The following is a 15,532-nucleotide window of genomic DNA, read 5'->3' as shown; positions in this document are numbered from 1 at the left end:
GAACGTTACAAAATTAAAAGACTTGTTAAAAAGAAACGCATTTTATATATTGGCATGTTTTCCTTTTTTGCAATAACAATAATTATGATGATTTATTATTATGGAAATCTATTTTCATTTTTTATGGATTCAAAACTTATTATTATGCTTGTGTCGGTTTGTGTCCCTATAGGTTTATTTGTTTGGGATTTGTTGATAAGTAGAAAGCCCGAGAACGAGATTTCAGAATCAAGAATCCAGCGTCATCGAGAAATTCTTGAGGAAAAGTTAAAGAAACTTGAAATGCTAAAAACTGCGGATCTTGAAATCCTCATAAATTCAAAAAATCAAATAAAATAGACATACTGGTCAAATAAATAATGCTGACCAATATATTCAAATACGTTTTAATGATATAGATGAACACGATTTATAAACAATGATTAAAACCACCATGCCTCCACACAAAATAAAAACACCATCTTTCCTGCCCAGCATATTCACCAGCGGCAACCTGTTCTGCGGGATGCTGGCCGTGATGGAAGCCTTTAGGGGCAATAGCTACCGGGGGGCCTGGCTGATCATCCTGGCGGCCTTCTTCGATTCCACCGACGGGATGGTGGCCAGGCTGACCCACCAGACCAGCCGGTTCGGGGTGGAGCTGGACTCGCTTTCGGACATGGTCTCCTTTGTGCTGGCCCCGGTGATGCTGATCTACCCGCTGTGCCTGATGGACCTGAACCTGGCCGGGGTTCTGGCCGGATTTGCCTTCGTGGTATCCGGCGCCATCCGCCTGGCCCGCTTCAACGTGGAGCAGAAGAACCTGCTGGAGAAGGGCGGGTTCATCGGCCTGCCCACCCCGGCCGCCGGCGGCGCCGTGGCCGGGTATCTGATATTTTCCAACTACCTGCAGATAGATCTGGTTGCTCCCATCCTGATGCCGTTCTTTTTAGCCCTGCTGGCCCTGCTGATGGTCAGCCCGGTGGAATATCCGCCTTTTCCCAAGCTGGCGTCCAGGAACGTAAAATCCTATTTCATATACAGCCTGCTGGTGCTGGCCATGATCGGTCTGGTGATCAGGCCCCAGCTGGTGATCTTCCCGGTGCTGTTCCTGTATATACTGTTCGGGCTGATCCGGAGGCTGGTGGTCAAGATCGCCAGCAAAAGGGCAAAGATAACTAAGCAAGGGTAACTTGGTAAGGGCAACTCAGTAAGGGCAATTCACTCGTCCGACGCAGCCTCTAAGGTGGCGTAGTAGGATGAATTGCCCAACGTTACCCCAAATATAAATCGGAGGACAAAAATTGCTGACGGCAGAGATCCGCGTCACCCTAAGGGATGGCGTGCTGGACCCCCAAGGAACCACGCTCAACCGCTCCCTGGAGAATATCGGGTATAAGGGGCTGAAGGATGTCCGGATGGGCAAGCTGATCCAGCTGACGCTGGACCTGAACGACCGGGCCCAGGCCCAGAAGCTGGTGGAAGAGCTGTGCCAGAAGGTGCTGACCAACCCGGTGATCGAACAATACCAATTCACCATCGGGGAGAGCAAATGAAGTTCGGCATCATAACCTTTCCCGGCTCCAACTGCGATTACGACTGCCACCAGGCGGTGGAAGAAGGCCTGGGCTTAAAGCCCGTCAGGATATGGCACCGGGAGACCGACCTGCAGGGCTGCGACTGCATCATCCTGCCCGGGGGCTTCTCCTACGGCGATTACCTGCGGACCGGGGCCATCGCCCGGTTCTCCCCGGTCATGCAGAAGGTCAAGGAACATGCAGAGCGGGGCGGGCTGGTGATCGGCATCTGCAACGGCTTTCAGATTCTGCTGGAATCCGGCCTGTTGCCTGGGGCCATGATGGTCAACCGGGGCCTGCAGTTCGTCTGCAAAACGGTCAACCTTTCGGTGGAGCGCAACGACCTGGCCTTCACCAACCAGCTGGCCAAAAAGCAGGTGATACGGATACCCATCGCCCACAAGGAAGGCAACTACTATATAGACCAAAAGTCGCTGAAGGAGCTGGAGGACAACCACCAGGTGGTGTTCCGCTACTGCGACCAGAACGGGCAGGCGGCCGATGCCGACAACCCCAACGGGTCTCTGAACAACATCGCCGGAATCGTCAACCAGAAGGGCAATGTGCTGGGGATGATGCCCCATCCCGAAAGGGCCATGGAGGAACTGCTGGGCTCGGGCCAGGGCAAAATGATATTCGACTCGATCAAAGCCCATCTGCAAAAAGCCGGATGAAGAACAAGCCAGTCCATAAAAAGACCGATGTGGCTGCCATCACCTCGCTGCTGGTCCGGCTGGACCGGATACTGGCCGGGCCCAAGGACGGCCTTTTGCCCAGCATCCGCAAACTGGCCAGGGAAGTTGACCAGTTGGTGCCGTATTATGACGGGCACATGGTACGGGTAACCTTTTATTCCCTGGCCATCGGGCTTAAGATGGAGCTTTCCCGGGAGGACCTGCTGACACTGGAGGTGGCGGCCCTGCTGCACGATTTCGGCAAGCTGGGGGTGGATGAGTATACTTTGGAAAAAGAGGACCAGCTCAGCGACGATGAAGTGGTGGAGATCCATCACCACGCCGAGCGGGGTTTTCACATCCTTTCGGGCTTTGCCAAACTGGAGCAGGCGGCGGTGATCATCCGCGACCATCACGAGAAATTCGACGGCAGCGGGTATCCCGCCCACAAGCGGGGTCCCGACATCTCGCTTTTAGCCAGGATCATTGCCGTGGCCGATGCCTACGACGCCATGACCGCCGACCGGCCTTATAGAAAGGGCCTGCCCCAAAAGGAAGCCGAGGCCGAACTGCTGGCCCATGCCGGCAAACAGTTCGACCCCCAGGTGGTGGATTATTTTGTAAACCATATTAAGAACAAGAAACCCAAGCTCAAACGCAAAAAGAGCAAGGGTTCCATTTCCTCGGGCAAGAACCAGTTCACCGAGTATCTCCCGGTCTTCTATAATTATTACTGAAATGGCGGGGTTTTCCCGTCTGCAGATTTCACGGATTATCGCAGATTGTTTTAATAATAACTTTGAACAATTTGCAATGACTCGTTGTTTTCATCTGCGTTAATCTGCGGATAAAAATCCTCTCTGGTGGGGGTGTTACCAATTGGAACAATTTGTAATTCAAAACACAAGGAAACATATAAACCACATGAGCAAGACGCAAGAACCCCAGGTCAACCTGAAGCTGGCCGAAAGTTTCGGACTAAACCCCGAGGAATACCAGAGTATACTTAAGATCATGGACCGGACCCCCAGTTACACCGAACTGGGAATATTCTCGGTGCTGTGGTCCGAGCACTGCTCCTACAAGAACTCCAAGGCCATGCTCAAACTCTTTCCCACCCGGGCCGCCCAGGTGCTGCAGGGGCCGGGAGAGAACGCCGGCATTGTGGACATCGGCGACGGGCTGGGGGTGGCCATGAAGGTGGAGAGCCACAACCATCCCTCGGCCATCGAACCCTACCAGGGGGCGGCCACCGGCATAGGAGGGATCCTGCGCGACATCTTCACCATGGGGGCTCGGCCCATCGCCCTGATGGACCCGCTGTACTTCGGCTCGCTGGATGACGCCCATGTCCGCCACCTGTTCGGGGGGGTGGTCTCCGGCATCGCCGACTACGGCAACTGCGTGGGGGTGCCCACCATCGGAGGCTCGGTTTTCTTCGACGAATCCTACACCACCAACCCGCTGGTCAACGTGCTGGCCCTGGGCATCGTTGAGAACAAGAAAATAATGAAGGGCATCGCCAAGGGGGTGGGCAACATCATCCTGGCGGTGGGGGCCACCACCGGCCGCGACGGCATCCACGGGGCCACCTTCGCCTCGGAGGAGCTGAGCGAGCAGTCGGCGGCCAAGCGGCCCTCGGTCCAGATCGGAGACCCCTTCACCAAGAAACTTTTGCTGGAGGCCACACTTGAACTGATAGACTCCGGCCTGGCGGTGGGTATCCAGGACATGGGGGCGGCAGGGCTGACTAGCTCGTCCATAGAAATGGCCTCCCGGGCCCAGACCGGCATCGAGATGGACGTCTCCAAGATACCGCTGCGCGAGACCGGGATGACCCCCTACGAGATCATGCTTTCGGAATCCCAGGAGCGGATGGTGGTGGTGGCCCCGCCGGAGAACGCGGAAAAGATCAAGGCCATCTTCGACAAGTGGGAGCTGCATTGCGCTGTGATCGGCAAGGTTACGGACGACGGCAAGGTCCGGATCAAGTGGCAGGATGAGGTCTTCGCCGACATCCCGGTCAACGCCCTGGTGGACGACGCCCCGGTCTATCACCGGGAAAGCCGGGAGCCGGAATATCTGGCCGAACTGCACAGGTTCGACCAGGAAACCGTCGCTCAGCCCAAGGATGCCGGCCAAACCCTTTTAAAACTTTTGGCGGCGCCCACCATTGCCAGCAAGCGCTGGGTATACAGGCAATACGACCATCAGGTCCGCACCAACACTGCGGTGCTGCCCGGCTCGGACGCGGCGGTGCTAAGGATCCGGGGCACCAAGAAGGCCATTGCCCTGACCACCGATTGCAACGGGCGCTATGTCTATCTGGAGCCGTTCACCGGCGCCGCCATTGCGGTGGCCGAGGCCGCCCGCAACCTGGCCTGCTCCGGGGCCAAGCCGCTGGGCCTGACCGACTGCCTCAATTTTGGCAATCCCTACAAGCCGGAGGTATTTTACCAGTTCAAGCGTTCGGTGGAGGGAATCATAGCCGCCTGCAATTCCCTGCAGATACCGGTGATCTCCGGCAATGTCAGCTTTTACAACGAGAGCCTGACCCACAGCGTCTATCCCACGCCGCTGATAGGCATGGTGGGTTTGATCGAGGACCTGTCGAACATCACCACCCAGTGGTTCAAACAAGAGGGGGACGTTGTTTATCTGGCCGGGAACCTGAGTTCCAAGCCGGACATCGGCGGGTCGGAATATCTGAAGACAGTTCACAATCTGGTAAGCGGGAAGTGTCCGGAACTGGACCTGGAGAAGGAAAAGGCTCTTCATGGCTTTTTGCTTTCAGCTATAAGCTCTAAGCTGATAAAATCGGCACATGACTGTTCCGAAGGAGGTTTGACGGTGGCCCTGGCCGAGTGCTGCATCAGCGACCTCTCCCCCAACCCCTCTCCCGAAAAGCGAGGGGAGCTGGGTCTGGACGCCGATCTCAGCGGGCTGACCGGACGGAATGATCACAAATTGTTTGCCGAGAACCAGTCCCGGGCGGTGGTCTCCTGCCGGGCTGCGGATGCTGAGAAGCTGGAAGCCGAGGCCAAGCGCCTTGGGGTTGAAGTTATGAAGCTGGGGAAGGTGGGAAGCGACAGATTTGTCATTAAGGGGATGGTCGACCTGCCAGTAGCTGAGCTGAGGAAGGCCTGGGAAGAGGCGATACCTAGGAAAATGGCATAATAGAGATTATAATGCCTGACCCAATAGAAATAAACGGTAAAATCATTCTTTCATTTTTAGTGGAAAATGAAATTGAAAGAATCGACAATAAAATACTATTAGAAAAATGTGGTGTTGAAAAGTCTGATTTTATTCGAGGTATTGATTATCTAGTCACCTTGGGTGCGATTGAGTTGTTGAAAGATGATGGAATAAAAAATTCACAATATTCAATCATTCTTAAAAGTAAGGGTGAGTATATCTATAGAAGAGATAAAAAGATACTTGAAGTATTGAGACCTGGTCAACAAAGGGATAATATTGATTACTCTAAAATATTGCAAAATAAAACATTAAAAGATGATTTAAAAACAGCATTTCCTGTTGGTTCGCCCTACGGTTTTCTAGAAAATGATTGGGCGTATATGAACAAACGAAAAAACGATAAATTGTCATTATACGTTGTTTTAGGTTTGCAATATAAATCATCATACTATGATACTGGTTTATTAATTAGCAATATTGAAAAATACCTCCACAATTGCTTAAACACATATAATATTAGTGAAAATAAACAAATAACTTTAGTTTTCAATAAATTGACAGCCGGATTAGGTGAGCACCTGTTTAATAATATCGCACGTGAAATCATTAGCTCTGATATAGCTATTTTTGACATCTCGGACCTAAACCCCAATGTTATGATTGAGGTTGGTGTCGCATTAACCTGGGGAATAAAAATTATTCCTTTGAAGGATAAAACCAGTCCTGTCCCCCCATCAGATATTTCAGGCCACACCTATGTTGAGTATGAAAACTCTTGCAGCAAATTTTGTGAACCTAAAATAGAGAATAGAATTGTAGAAATGATTGATAGAGTAATTAAGGCAAAGTAAATAAAATTTAGATGCATATACTATAGTAGGATAGTTTTAAGTGAGGTAATAAATGTACTTCTTGTTTTATAACAATTCGTCAAACCTTTGGGGTGATTTTTTCATCAACATAGCAGCGAATGTAGCCTATACGTTTGCTATTTTTTTTATTGCCTGGTTGGTAATTGTCAATGAAAGAGTTAAATTGTTAAAATATTTTGGAATAGAAAAACAGAAAAAGTTGACAATATATTTATCAGATATTCATGTCATCCCTGGAGGTTCAATAGGAATTGATGGGAAACCACGTAATTATAAAGGGCATACCTTTGCTTTTGCAGAAACTAAAGTCGCTTTAATGCTCAAAGATATATTTAATTACATATTGCCATCAGTGTCGGAAAGGCCCAGTATATTATCAAAATTATTTGTATCTGACGTGACCATACATATAGATTTAGTTAACCCAGCTATTCCGGACGATGTTTTGTTCCAAGAGAGCTTTATAGCTGTTGGTTCGGCAGCATATAATCGTGCAGCGGGCTTATTGGAACAACATTCACAGATTAATTTTGTGAACGATTATTTAACAGTGTCGTATGACGGAAGTGCTTATACAGGCCAATATGGATTTATTGAAAAAATATTAATTAATAATAAAACTTATTTTTACATCGCAGGAGTGTCAGAATTAGCTACTATTGGCGCCACGCATTATCTTAAAGAAAATTGGCACAAATTGCGCAGTGTGTTTAAAGGTGCCTTTACAATTATATTGCTTTTCCCGGATGAAAGAAATTACAAAAGATCACAATTAATTATTCAAAGGGAAAATTGAAATGAAGCCCAATCCATTTGGATTGGGCTTCATTTATTAATATTGAATTGTTTATTGTAGTTGGTATCGTGCAAAAATACTGCAGGGCAGGCTTCTGCCGGTATCCTTTTCCTCCAGGTGCAGCTCTCCGCATTCGATCTTTTTCAACGGCAGAATGTCCGCCAACAGATTTTTTAGCGCCTGGGCAGAGAAGTTGGTGGAATAGGCGTTGACCAGGAAGAACAGTGGTTCATCTGACAATATCTTTCCGCAGTTATGTATCAGCTCCGGCACATCGTCCCCGAAACGGAAGATCTTTCCCTTGTGGTCCCGGCCGAACGAAGGCGGATCCATGATCACCGCGTCGTACCGGGCCTTTCTTTTTACCTCCCGCTCCACAAACTTGGTGCAGTCGTCCACTATCCAGCGGAAGGAGGTTTCCTCCAGTCCCGAGAGGGCGGCGTTGTGCCTGGCCCACAGGGCGGCCGGCTTGGAGGAGTCCACCTGGGTCACCTTGGCCCCGGCAGCGGCGGCGGCCACCGTAGCCGCCCCGGTGTAGCCGAACAGGTTCAGGACATTGGGCCGGTATCCGCAGTCTCTGATAAACTTTCCGCACCAGTCCCAGTTGACCGCCTGCTCGGGAAAGATGCCGGTGTGCTTGTAGGGCGAGAGCTTCAGCTCGAACATTAAACTCTGGTAACTGAAGATCCACGGTTTACTTGGCCATTTCCCAATTTCCCACTTCCCATCTACAAATCGGGCATCCGCCCGGCTCCAGAATCCATCGTCCAGCTTTCTCTCCCAGACGGCATTGGGCTCAGGCCGCGAGATGAGCCGTCCGGCAAAACGCTCCAGCTTCTGACCCCGGCCGCTGTCCAGCAGCTGGTGGTCTTTCAAGTTTAGGGGATGAAGAATATTCATGAAATGATGATACTATAAAAAGGGCGGGGCAGTCAACTAATATTCTGTAGCCAGTAGACAGTATCCGGTAGCCAGTAACCTACAAGCTGTAAGCTATATGCTTTATGCTCTATTCCTTGTTTGTTGTTTTCAGTTTTGTGCCACTTCGGCCCCGCTCAGTGCAGGCTTGGTGTCTTGGTGGCATAGAAATTCCCGTTGTTTTTGTTGACAAGATGCATATTTATGATATAATTCTCATATAAACAGCCCGTTAACTAATTCATACTTTTCAATTTACCAATATGTGCGGAGTCTGCGGAATATTCAATCACGAAAAGGCTTCGGAACTGCTTTACCTGGGGCTTTTCTCCCTGCAGCACCGGGGCCAGGACAATGCCGGGATGGCGGTGTGGGACGGCCAGCAGTCCAGGATCGTCAAGGACAAGGGGCTGGTGTTCGACATCTTCAAACCCGGGGTGCTGGCCGAGCTTAAGGGCAGGATGGGCATCGGCCATACCCGGTATCCCACCGCCGGAGACAGCTCCATCGCCAACGCCCAGCCCCATTACGCCGAGACCAGGGAAGGCCGGATGGTGATCGTCTCCAACGGCGACATCACCAACATGCTGGAGCAGACCCGCTACCTGAAATCCCAGGGATTCACTCCTTACGGATCCAACGACGCTGAGGTGATCGTGGCCAGCATTGCCTGCTACTATGAGCAGGAGCGCGACATGGCCAAAGCCATAAAAAAGATGATGGAGACCGTACAGGGCAGTTATTCGGCCATCCTGATGTTCCAGGGCACCATGTACGTCTTTCGCGACCCGCTGGGCATCCGTCCTTTGGCCATGGGGATCAAGGGGGCGACCAGGATATTCGCCTCCGAAAGCTGCGCCATAGACACCATCGGCGGCATTTTTGAGCGCGAAGTGACCCCGGGCGAACTTTTGACCGTCACCGATCAGGGGGTGGAGAGCAGGATCCTGATAGATGCCAAGCCCTACAAGCACTGCGTTTTTGAACATATCTATTTCTCCCGGCCCGACAGCGTGATCTTCGGCGAAAGCGTGGCCAAAAAACGGTTCATGATGGGCCAGCGCCTGGCCAGCGAACAGTACACCGGGGCCGATTTCGTGATGCCGGTGCCCGATTCCTCCAACAACGCCGCATTGGGCTTTGCCGAGGAGAACGGCATACCTTATAAATTAGCCCTGATCCGCAGCCACTATATAGGGCGGACCTTCATCGGCTCCACCCAGGAGATCCGGGATTTTGCCGTACGATTGAAGTTCAACCCGGTCAAAAGCATCGTGGTAGGCAAGAAGGCCGCGGTAGTGGACGATTCCATAGTCAGGGGGACAACATCCAAGAAGATAATGGGTATGATCCGGGAGGCCGGGGCCGAACAGATCCATCTGAGGATCGCCTCGCCGCCCATCAAACACCCCTGTTTTTACGGGGTGGATACCCCCCGGATCAGCGAACTGATAGCCTCCACCAAGTCGGTGGAGGAGATCCGGGAGTTTGTGGGGGTGGAGAGCCTTAATTACCTGACCCTGGCCGGGCTTAAATCCTGCCTGGAAAGGTCCCAGGACTTCTGTTACGCCTGTCTGGACGGGAAGTACCCGATAGATCCGCCTTCAACCAAGTAAATAGAAACTCGTTATTCGTTAATCGGGGTTTGTCCGGCGGGGGTTACTCTTATTGCCACGACCTTAAGGTCGTGGCAGGCAATCTAATGAAACCCGATGGGCTTAAGCCCCAGAGAGGACACGAAGCGCCTCCGCTAAAGCTTTGGCGCTTGTAGAAGCCCTGCATTCCGCCACGAGCTAAAGCTCGCGTCAATACCATGGAATGATTAGCCTAGTTAATTGCTGTTAGTTTATGCATAAAGCGGGCCAAGTGTTTCATTATTTGCCGCCCGTGCCAGACTAAAAATAAAAAATTGCAAAATATTTTTTAAAACTATTGACTTTAAAATAAAAATGTGGTTATATAATAAAAAGAAGGAGAAAGGTCCAAATGTCAAAGCTTAAAAGTCTTATAATCCTGTTGCTTCTGGTTGCTTTTGTACCGGCCCTGCTGTGGGCGGGCGGACAGAGCTATAATTACTACGAGAACGGGCTGGAATACATGAAGAAAGCCCAGTGGGACAGGGCCATTGACGAGTTCAAGAGCGCCGTTTCCCTGGAGTTCAATGACCGGCCGCAGTTCCGTACTTACGGCATGCATTTCATTGACTATTTCCCGCACCGGGAGATGGCCATCTGCTATTACAACCTGGGATCCATGGATAAGGCCAAAAAGGAGATGGAACTGTCCATGGCCTTCAAATCCACCGGACGCTCCAAGGATTACTGGGCCAAGATAAGCAATGGCGAAGCCCCTACGGCTACCGTAGCCTCCCGGGCAGATGATGAGAACCTGGCCAGGGAAAGGGCCCGATTGGATGCCGAGAAAAAGCGGATAGCCGAAGAACAGGCGGCCCTGGATGCCCGCAAGCGGGACATGAGCGCCGAAGCCGCCCGCCGGGCTGCCCAGGAGGAGCTGAAGCTGGCCGCTCAGCGCGACAGCATTGAACGGGCCGAGCGCCAGCACCAGGCCGTGGCCCTGGACAAGGGCAAACTGCCGGTGGGCGCCCTGACCTACGATCCTTCCAGGGTCACCCAGGTCGGCTCCCGGCTGTCCATAGCGGTGCTGCCGTTCGACAACCGGAGCGGCAATGCCGAGATAACCAACACCGTCCAGGACAAGATGATAACCTCGCTTTACAGCCTTAAACGGTTCAAGATCATCGAGCGTTCCCAGATCGACAAGGTCTTAAGCGAGCAGAAACTGGGCATGACCGGTGCCCTGGATCCGGCCAAGGCCGTCAAAGTGGGCAAGATCATAGGGGTGGACGCCATCCTGATGGGTTCCATTTCCTCCACCGCCACCGGCATCGGCATGGACGCCCGGCTGATAGACACCGAAAGCAGCGGCGTGATCACTGCCAAGGACGCCTACAGCGGCCAGAACACCCTCCAGGACATCAAGACCATGGCCACAGACATCTCCATCCAGATATACAACGACATTCCGCTGGTGGAAGGCTATGTCATCAAGTCCAACCCCACCGGAGAGGTATTCTTGGATATCGGAACCGCCAAGGGCATGCGCAAGGGAATGAAGGTGGTGGTTTACAAGGAAGGCGAGGAGATCAAGCACCCGGTTACCGGCGAGATCCTGGGCAAGCAGGTGACCAAAGTGGCCGAGTTGCTTTTGAACGAGGTCCAGGAAAAAATGTCCGAGGCTCAGATATTGGAAAAGGAAGTAGGGCAGACCCTGGCTGTCGGCCAGAAAGTGGTGGCCAAGTAGACTTTGGTAACCAGTCATTGCGAGTGGATCTACATATTGTATCTGACGAAGCAATCCATTTTTAGTGTTTTAGAATATTAATCGGAATCTAAAAAAGAAAAACACAAACCTAATTTCAAAAGGAGAGAACATGCGTAAAGTCGGTCTGGTCTTTGTGCTGTTAGCCGCTGTCGGTACTTTGGTGCATGCACAAATGGGTGTCTATGACATAGACTATAACATTATGGGCACCGGGGCCAGGGCACGCGGGATGGGCGGTGCCTTCATCGGCGTGGCGGACGATGCCACGGCAGTAGGCTGGAACCCGGCCGGTTTGGCCCAGTTGGATAAGCCCGAAGCCTCGGTGGTGGGATTATTCAATATGAAGAAGTTTACCGGTGAAGGTGCAATGACCTTCCCGGATTACCCTGAGTGGAACGAAACTTATGATTGGGATTTATCGGTCAGCCATATAGCCCCTGCCTTTGCAAGTTTTATAATTCCCACTAAGGTCGCTGCAAATAACCTGGTTTTTGCAATTGCTTATCAGCGAATGATTGATATGGGCTCAGGTGAAGAAGGTGATGGTGAATACGAAGGATTTACAGATACTTTGCGCTATAAATATGAAGCAAAAACCACCGGAGGGATTGATGCCATTTCGCCGGCTTTAGCCATCCAATTGAATCCTCAGATTATGGTTGGTGCTGCTGCCAATATTCTAATCAACGGTTATAAGTACGAGTACACAGAAAACTTTACAGATTATCCCTCTGCCACCCATGAATACTCCACGGAATCTAAGTTGTCCGGATTAAATATGAATTTAGGTTTTCTAGGCACATTTAGTAAAATGAATATTGGCGCAATGTTCAGATTGCCGTTCACATTCACAGAAGAACCTTCTGCCAGTGAAAACTGGGATTTAACTGGTACCGGTTGGACTTTGGATGGATTAACAACGGGAAGCATTAGTGAGTCATATTCCGATGTTGAGGTTACAATGCCTTTCATGTTCGGTTTTGGTGTGGCCCTAAAACCGACTGATAAACTTACCTTGGCTGCAGATTTCGAGCGCAGAGCCTATTCAAGTTCAGAATACACTTCTGAAGGTTATACTGTAGATGCCGGTTTGAAGGATTGCAACCAGTTCCGGGTGGGAATGGAATACATCATAACAGGGAACACCGGAGTGTTTCCCATCAGGTTAGGTTTCAGAACCGACCCAAGAGTTTATACTGGTTCTTATGATGATGGCACAGACACCAGCCAAGTAGTGGGCAAGGTCTTTACCGGTGGTTTTGGACTGCTAATGGGAAAAGTAATGTTTGACCTGGCGTATGAGTACACCATGGCAAACCATGAAGACGTAAAATATAATGATCCAGATGGCTTCTACAGCTATACCGGTAAGGTCGACGAGAAGTCCCATAACATTATGGCCTCCGCCATCATTCATTTCTAACGCTCATTTGAAACCAATACCATCAAACATCAAATCCGACAGGAGGTGGTGACGTTAACCCCGGTGAAACCCTGATATTTTGCTTTAGCAATTTCCGGTAAATCAAATATAAGGAGCACAATTTAAATGTTTAAGAAAACTTTGGCCTTGCTGGCCATACTCGGCTTTGCCTCTCTGGCTTTGGCCCAGGTGGAACAGAACATCCAGGGCGCCGGCATGATAGACTGGACCGACCAGGCGGTCACCTCCACCGGCATCGGGGCCCTTAACCCCAAACTTCCGCCCTCGGCCCAGCGCAAGAACGCCCTGCGGGCCGCCCAGCTTGACGCCATGCGCAACATGGTGGAGACCCTCAACGGCGTGCTGCTGACCTCCGAGACCACGGTGGAGAACGCCATGATGAGCTCCGATATCATCAAGACCCAGGTGGAGGGCATCGTCAAGAACTTCCGCTTCACCTCCAAACCCCGTTACATGTCGGATGGCTCGGTGGAAGTGGACATGGAAATGCTGCTGACCGGCAAGGTGGGCGACGTGCTTTATCCCGAGCAGATGGGCGGCAAGACCCCCACCTACCAGAACCAGCCTTCTAGCTTTAACGCCCAGGAGCCCCAGACCTACACCGGCCTGATCATCGATGCCACACTGACCGATGCCATGCCGGCCATGGTGCCCAGCGTGCTGGATGAATCGGGCGAGGGCATCTACGGCCAGGATTTCGTCCCCCGTGAGTCTGCGGTCAAGAACGGCGTGGTGATCTACGCCAAGACCATGGAAGAAGCCAGGGCCAACGCCGCCCGGGTGGGCAGCAATCCGCTGGTGATACGGGCCGTCAAATCCTCGGGGCTCAACAAGGCCGACCTGATCATCTCCGACAACGACGTGCAGAATGTGGCGGTGATCGCCGACAACACCGACATCTATGACAACTGCCGGGTGATCATAGTTCTTAAACAGTAACCGAACTTGTCCAGGTTACGGTCATAAAAGGGAGAGCGAGCCTTTTAAAAGGAAATTTTTAAAAACGCCGTTCTCCCTTTTGACTGTTGGCTTGATGCCCCAAGTTGATCAGGCCGGATCCTAATCCAATACTATAAAAAGGAATATCCCGATAAAATGAAAAAAATACTATACATAAGCCTGGCCCTTTTATTCATCTCCGGCCTGGCGGCCGCCCAGGAAGCAACCCAGACCATCACCACCGACGGAACCGCTTCGGTGCTGAATGGGGACAAGGCCCAGGCCCGGGATGTGGCCACCCAGGACGCCCTGCGCAACGCGGTGGAACAGGTGACCGGGGCGGTCATCAGTTCCAGTACCATGGTGGAGAACGCCATGGTTGTGGAGGATAACATCTATTCCAAGGCCAAGGGCTACATCAAGAACTACTCCATTGTCAGCGAGGGCGAGGCCGACGGCGGCCTGAGCTACAACGTCAAGGTCAAGGCCCTGGTGCGCTCCGGCGCCATCAAGGAGGACATGGCCGACATCATCCGCGGCGCCGGCAACCCCAAGCTGATGGTGCTGATCACCGAAAGCAACGTGGGAAGCTCGGCCATCGGCGGGATAGACGCCCAGCTGGGCACGGCCGAGAACACCATCATAGAAGCCATGCGCAACAAGGGGTTTGACTTTGTGGATCCCGAGACCGCCGAGAAGAGCATCCGCCGGGACAAGGCCCTGGCGGCTTTGGACGGGGACGCCCAGGCGGCGGCCTTCATCGGGGAACGGGCCGGGGCCGAGGTGATCATCACCGGCAAATCATTCGCCAAGGAGGCCACGGTGGCCAACGACATGCTGGGCGGGATGAAGTCCATCCAGGCCACGGTCTCGGTCAAGGCCTTCAACACCGACGACGGACGGATCCTGGTGTCCAAGGTGGAGACCGGGCGGGCGGTGCACATCGAGGAGATCACCGGCGGCACCAAGGCCATCGAGCAGGCCTCCGCCAAGCTGGCCGATTACCTGGCCGAGGAGATCGTCAAGAAATTCGCCCGGGGCGGGAACACCGTCACCCTCAACGTCACCGGGGCCTCAAATTACGACCTTTACCAGGAGCTGGTCAACATCCTTAAATACGAGGTCCGGGGGGTCAAGGCGGTCAACGACCGGGAGATCACCGGCAACACCGGCCTGGTGGAGGTGGAGACCAAGTTCAACAGCAGCCAGCTGGCCCAGGAACTGCTTTACAAGAATTTCACCAAGTTCTCGGTCAAGATACTCAGCCGGACCGCCAACCGCATCAACCTCAGGCTGACGGCCAAGAAGGCCCGGCCGGCAAACTCACAATAAGGGAGAATTAAGATGTCCGGATTAAATAAAAACAACGCCGGCCTGCTGTGGCTGCTGGCCGCGGTCCTGCTGGTCTGCCTGACGGTCACCACAGTTCAGCTTACCGCCAAGGCCACCCCGGTGGCCAAGGTCTCCTTTGTGGTGGGAGACGTCAAGACCCAGAAACCTAACAAGAACGACTGGAAGAAAGTGACCTTTGACCAGCCCCTGGCGGCCGGGGACAAGGTCAAGAGCACCGAGGATGCCCGGGCCGAGATAGCCTTTTCGGACGGCAGCATCATCCGGGTGGACGCCAACACCCAGCTGGCCATTGACGAACTGAAGAAGGATTCCAAGAAGGGGCTGACGGCCACGGGCAAGGTCTGGAGCGGCAAGGTCTGGGCCAACGTCAACAAGGTCAGCAAGAAGAGCAAATTCGAACTGGAATCGCCCACCGCGGTGGCCGCGGTCCGGGGCAC

15 protein-coding genes are annotated in these 15,532 nt (G+C 52.4%); 14 read left to right on the top strand and 1 reads right to left on the bottom strand.

The window, feature by feature from the left end; all coding sequences use genetic code 11:
• The 8 genes from Q7U71_06035 to Q7U71_06000 all read left to right on the top strand — a co-directional run.
• Positions 1 to 339: hypothetical protein (locus tag Q7U71_06035; protein ID MDO9391317.1), on the top strand; the 339-nt coding region annotated here is incomplete at its 5' end.
• A gap of 94 nt (positions 340 to 433) precedes the next feature.
• Positions 434 to 1,171: a CDP-diacylglycerol--serine O-phosphatidyltransferase gene (gene pssA, locus Q7U71_06030; GenBank protein MDO9391316.1), complete on the top strand. Its 738-nt coding sequence runs from the start codon at positions 434 to 436 to the stop codon at positions 1,169 to 1,171.
• Between the two features lie 112 nt (positions 1,172 to 1,283).
• Positions 1,284 to 1,535, top strand: coding sequence for a phosphoribosylformylglycinamidine synthase subunit PurS (gene purS, locus Q7U71_06025; GenBank protein ID MDO9391315.1), 252 nt, complete (start codon positions 1,284 to 1,286; stop codon positions 1,533 to 1,535).
• Positions 1,532 to 2,230, top strand: a complete 699-nt coding sequence (gene purQ / locus Q7U71_06020; GenBank protein ID MDO9391314.1) for a phosphoribosylformylglycinamidine synthase subunit PurQ — start codon at positions 1,532 to 1,534, stop codon at positions 2,228 to 2,230. The genes purS and purQ overlap by 4 nt, the downstream gene beginning before the upstream one ends.
• Positions 2,227 to 2,967: an HD domain-containing protein gene (locus Q7U71_06015; GenBank protein MDO9391313.1), complete on the top strand. Its 741-nt coding sequence runs from the start codon at positions 2,227 to 2,229 to the stop codon at positions 2,965 to 2,967. The genes purQ and Q7U71_06015 overlap by 4 nt, the downstream gene beginning before the upstream one ends.
• Positions 2,968 to 3,154: 187 nt before the next feature.
• On the top strand, positions 3,155 to 5,407 hold the full coding sequence (gene purL / locus Q7U71_06010) for a phosphoribosylformylglycinamidine synthase subunit PurL (protein MDO9391312.1): 2,253 nt from the start codon (positions 3,155 to 3,157) through the stop codon (positions 5,405 to 5,407).
• An 11-nt stretch (positions 5,408 to 5,418) separates the two neighbouring features.
• Positions 5,419 to 6,282 (top strand): hypothetical protein, encoded by an 864-nt coding sequence (locus tag Q7U71_06005; GenBank protein MDO9391311.1) that lies wholly within the window; start codon positions 5,419 to 5,421, stop codon positions 6,280 to 6,282.
• Positions 6,283 to 6,334: 52 nt separating this feature from the next.
• Positions 6,335 to 7,099 carry a hypothetical protein gene (locus Q7U71_06000; protein ID MDO9391310.1) on the top strand — a complete coding sequence of 255 codons (765 nt, stop codon included), beginning with the start codon at positions 6,335 to 6,337 and terminating at the stop codon, positions 7,097 to 7,099.
• A gap of 51 nt (positions 7,100 to 7,150) precedes the next feature.
• Here the strand turns inward: Q7U71_06000 and Q7U71_05995 are convergent, their stop codons facing one another.
• A complete protein-coding gene (locus Q7U71_05995; GenBank protein ID MDO9391309.1) occupies positions 7,151 to 7,999 on the bottom strand; it encodes a class I SAM-dependent methyltransferase in 849 nt (282 codons plus the stop codon).
• Positions 8,000 to 8,280: 281 nt separating this feature from the next.
• Here Q7U71_05995 and purF point away from each other — a divergent pair, with 281 nt between their 5' ends.
• The 6 genes from purF to Q7U71_05965 form a co-directional block, all read left to right on the top strand.
• Positions 8,281 to 9,633, top strand: coding sequence for an amidophosphoribosyltransferase (gene purF / locus Q7U71_05990; protein MDO9391308.1), 1,353 nt, complete (start codon positions 8,281 to 8,283; stop codon positions 9,631 to 9,633).
• A gap of 370 nt (positions 9,634 to 10,003) precedes the next feature.
• Complete coding sequence (locus Q7U71_05985) at positions 10,004 to 11,338, top strand: CsgG/HfaB family protein (protein ID MDO9391307.1); 1,335 nt, start codon at positions 10,004 to 10,006, stop codon at positions 11,336 to 11,338.
• A 130-nt stretch (positions 11,339 to 11,468) separates the two neighbouring features.
• Positions 11,469 to 12,782, top strand: a complete 1,314-nt coding sequence (locus Q7U71_05980; GenBank protein ID MDO9391306.1) for a hypothetical protein — start codon at positions 11,469 to 11,471, stop codon at positions 12,780 to 12,782.
• A gap of 126 nt (positions 12,783 to 12,908) precedes the next feature.
• The gene (locus Q7U71_05975) at positions 12,909 to 13,742 is read left to right on the top strand and encodes a hypothetical protein (GenBank protein ID MDO9391305.1); all 834 of its coding nucleotides are present in this window, start codon (positions 12,909 to 12,911) and stop codon (positions 13,740 to 13,742) included.
• 156 nt (positions 13,743 to 13,898) lie between these two features.
• Positions 13,899 to 15,074, top strand: a complete 1,176-nt coding sequence (locus Q7U71_05970) for a flagellar assembly protein T N-terminal domain-containing protein (protein MDO9391304.1) — start codon at positions 13,899 to 13,901, stop codon at positions 15,072 to 15,074.
• A 12-nt stretch (positions 15,075 to 15,086) separates the two neighbouring features.
• Positions 15,087 to 15,532 (top strand): FecR family protein (locus Q7U71_05965; GenBank protein MDO9391303.1); only part of this gene is annotated, 446 nt, incomplete at its 3' end.

Source organism: bacterium (assembly GCA_030655055.1).
Lineage (GTDB): Bacteria > Edwardsbacteria > AC1 > AC1 > EtOH8 > UBA5202.
Note: the sequence above shows the minus strand (reverse complement) of the source record. Positions and strands in the feature narration are given on the sequence as shown.

What these genes read in the sequence shown, in the direction of transcription:
- pssA (MDO9391316.1), top strand. Translation starts at nt 434, where the DNA reads ATGCCTCCACACAAAATAAAAACACCATCTTTCCTGCCCAGCATATTC.
- purQ (MDO9391314.1), top strand. Translation starts at nt 1,532, where the DNA reads ATGAAGTTCGGCATCATAACCTTTCCCGGCTCCAACTGCGATTACGAC.
- Q7U71_06015 (MDO9391313.1), top strand. Translation starts at nt 2,227, where the DNA reads ATGAAGAACAAGCCAGTCCATAAAAAGACCGATGTGGCTGCCATCACC.
- purL (MDO9391312.1), top strand. Translation starts at nt 3,155, where the DNA reads ATGAGCAAGACGCAAGAACCCCAGGTCAACCTGAAGCTGGCCGAAAGT.
- Q7U71_06005 (MDO9391311.1), top strand. Translation starts at nt 5,419, where the DNA reads ATGCCTGACCCAATAGAAATAAACGGTAAAATCATTCTTTCATTTTTA.
- Q7U71_06000 (MDO9391310.1), top strand. Translation starts at nt 6,335, where the DNA reads ATGTACTTCTTGTTTTATAACAATTCGTCAAACCTTTGGGGTGATTTT.
- Q7U71_05995 (MDO9391309.1), bottom strand. Translation starts at nt 7,999, where the DNA reads ATGAATATTCTTCATCCCCTAAACTTGAAAGACCACCAGCTGCTGGAC.
- purF (MDO9391308.1), top strand. Translation starts at nt 8,281, where the DNA reads ATGTGCGGAGTCTGCGGAATATTCAATCACGAAAAGGCTTCGGAACTG.
- Q7U71_05985 (MDO9391307.1), top strand. Translation starts at nt 10,004, where the DNA reads ATGTCAAAGCTTAAAAGTCTTATAATCCTGTTGCTTCTGGTTGCTTTT.
- Q7U71_05980 (MDO9391306.1), top strand. Translation starts at nt 11,469, where the DNA reads ATGCGTAAAGTCGGTCTGGTCTTTGTGCTGTTAGCCGCTGTCGGTACT.
- Q7U71_05975 (MDO9391305.1), top strand. Translation starts at nt 12,909, where the DNA reads ATGTTTAAGAAAACTTTGGCCTTGCTGGCCATACTCGGCTTTGCCTCT.
- Q7U71_05970 (MDO9391304.1), top strand. Translation starts at nt 13,899, where the DNA reads ATGAAAAAAATACTATACATAAGCCTGGCCCTTTTATTCATCTCCGGC.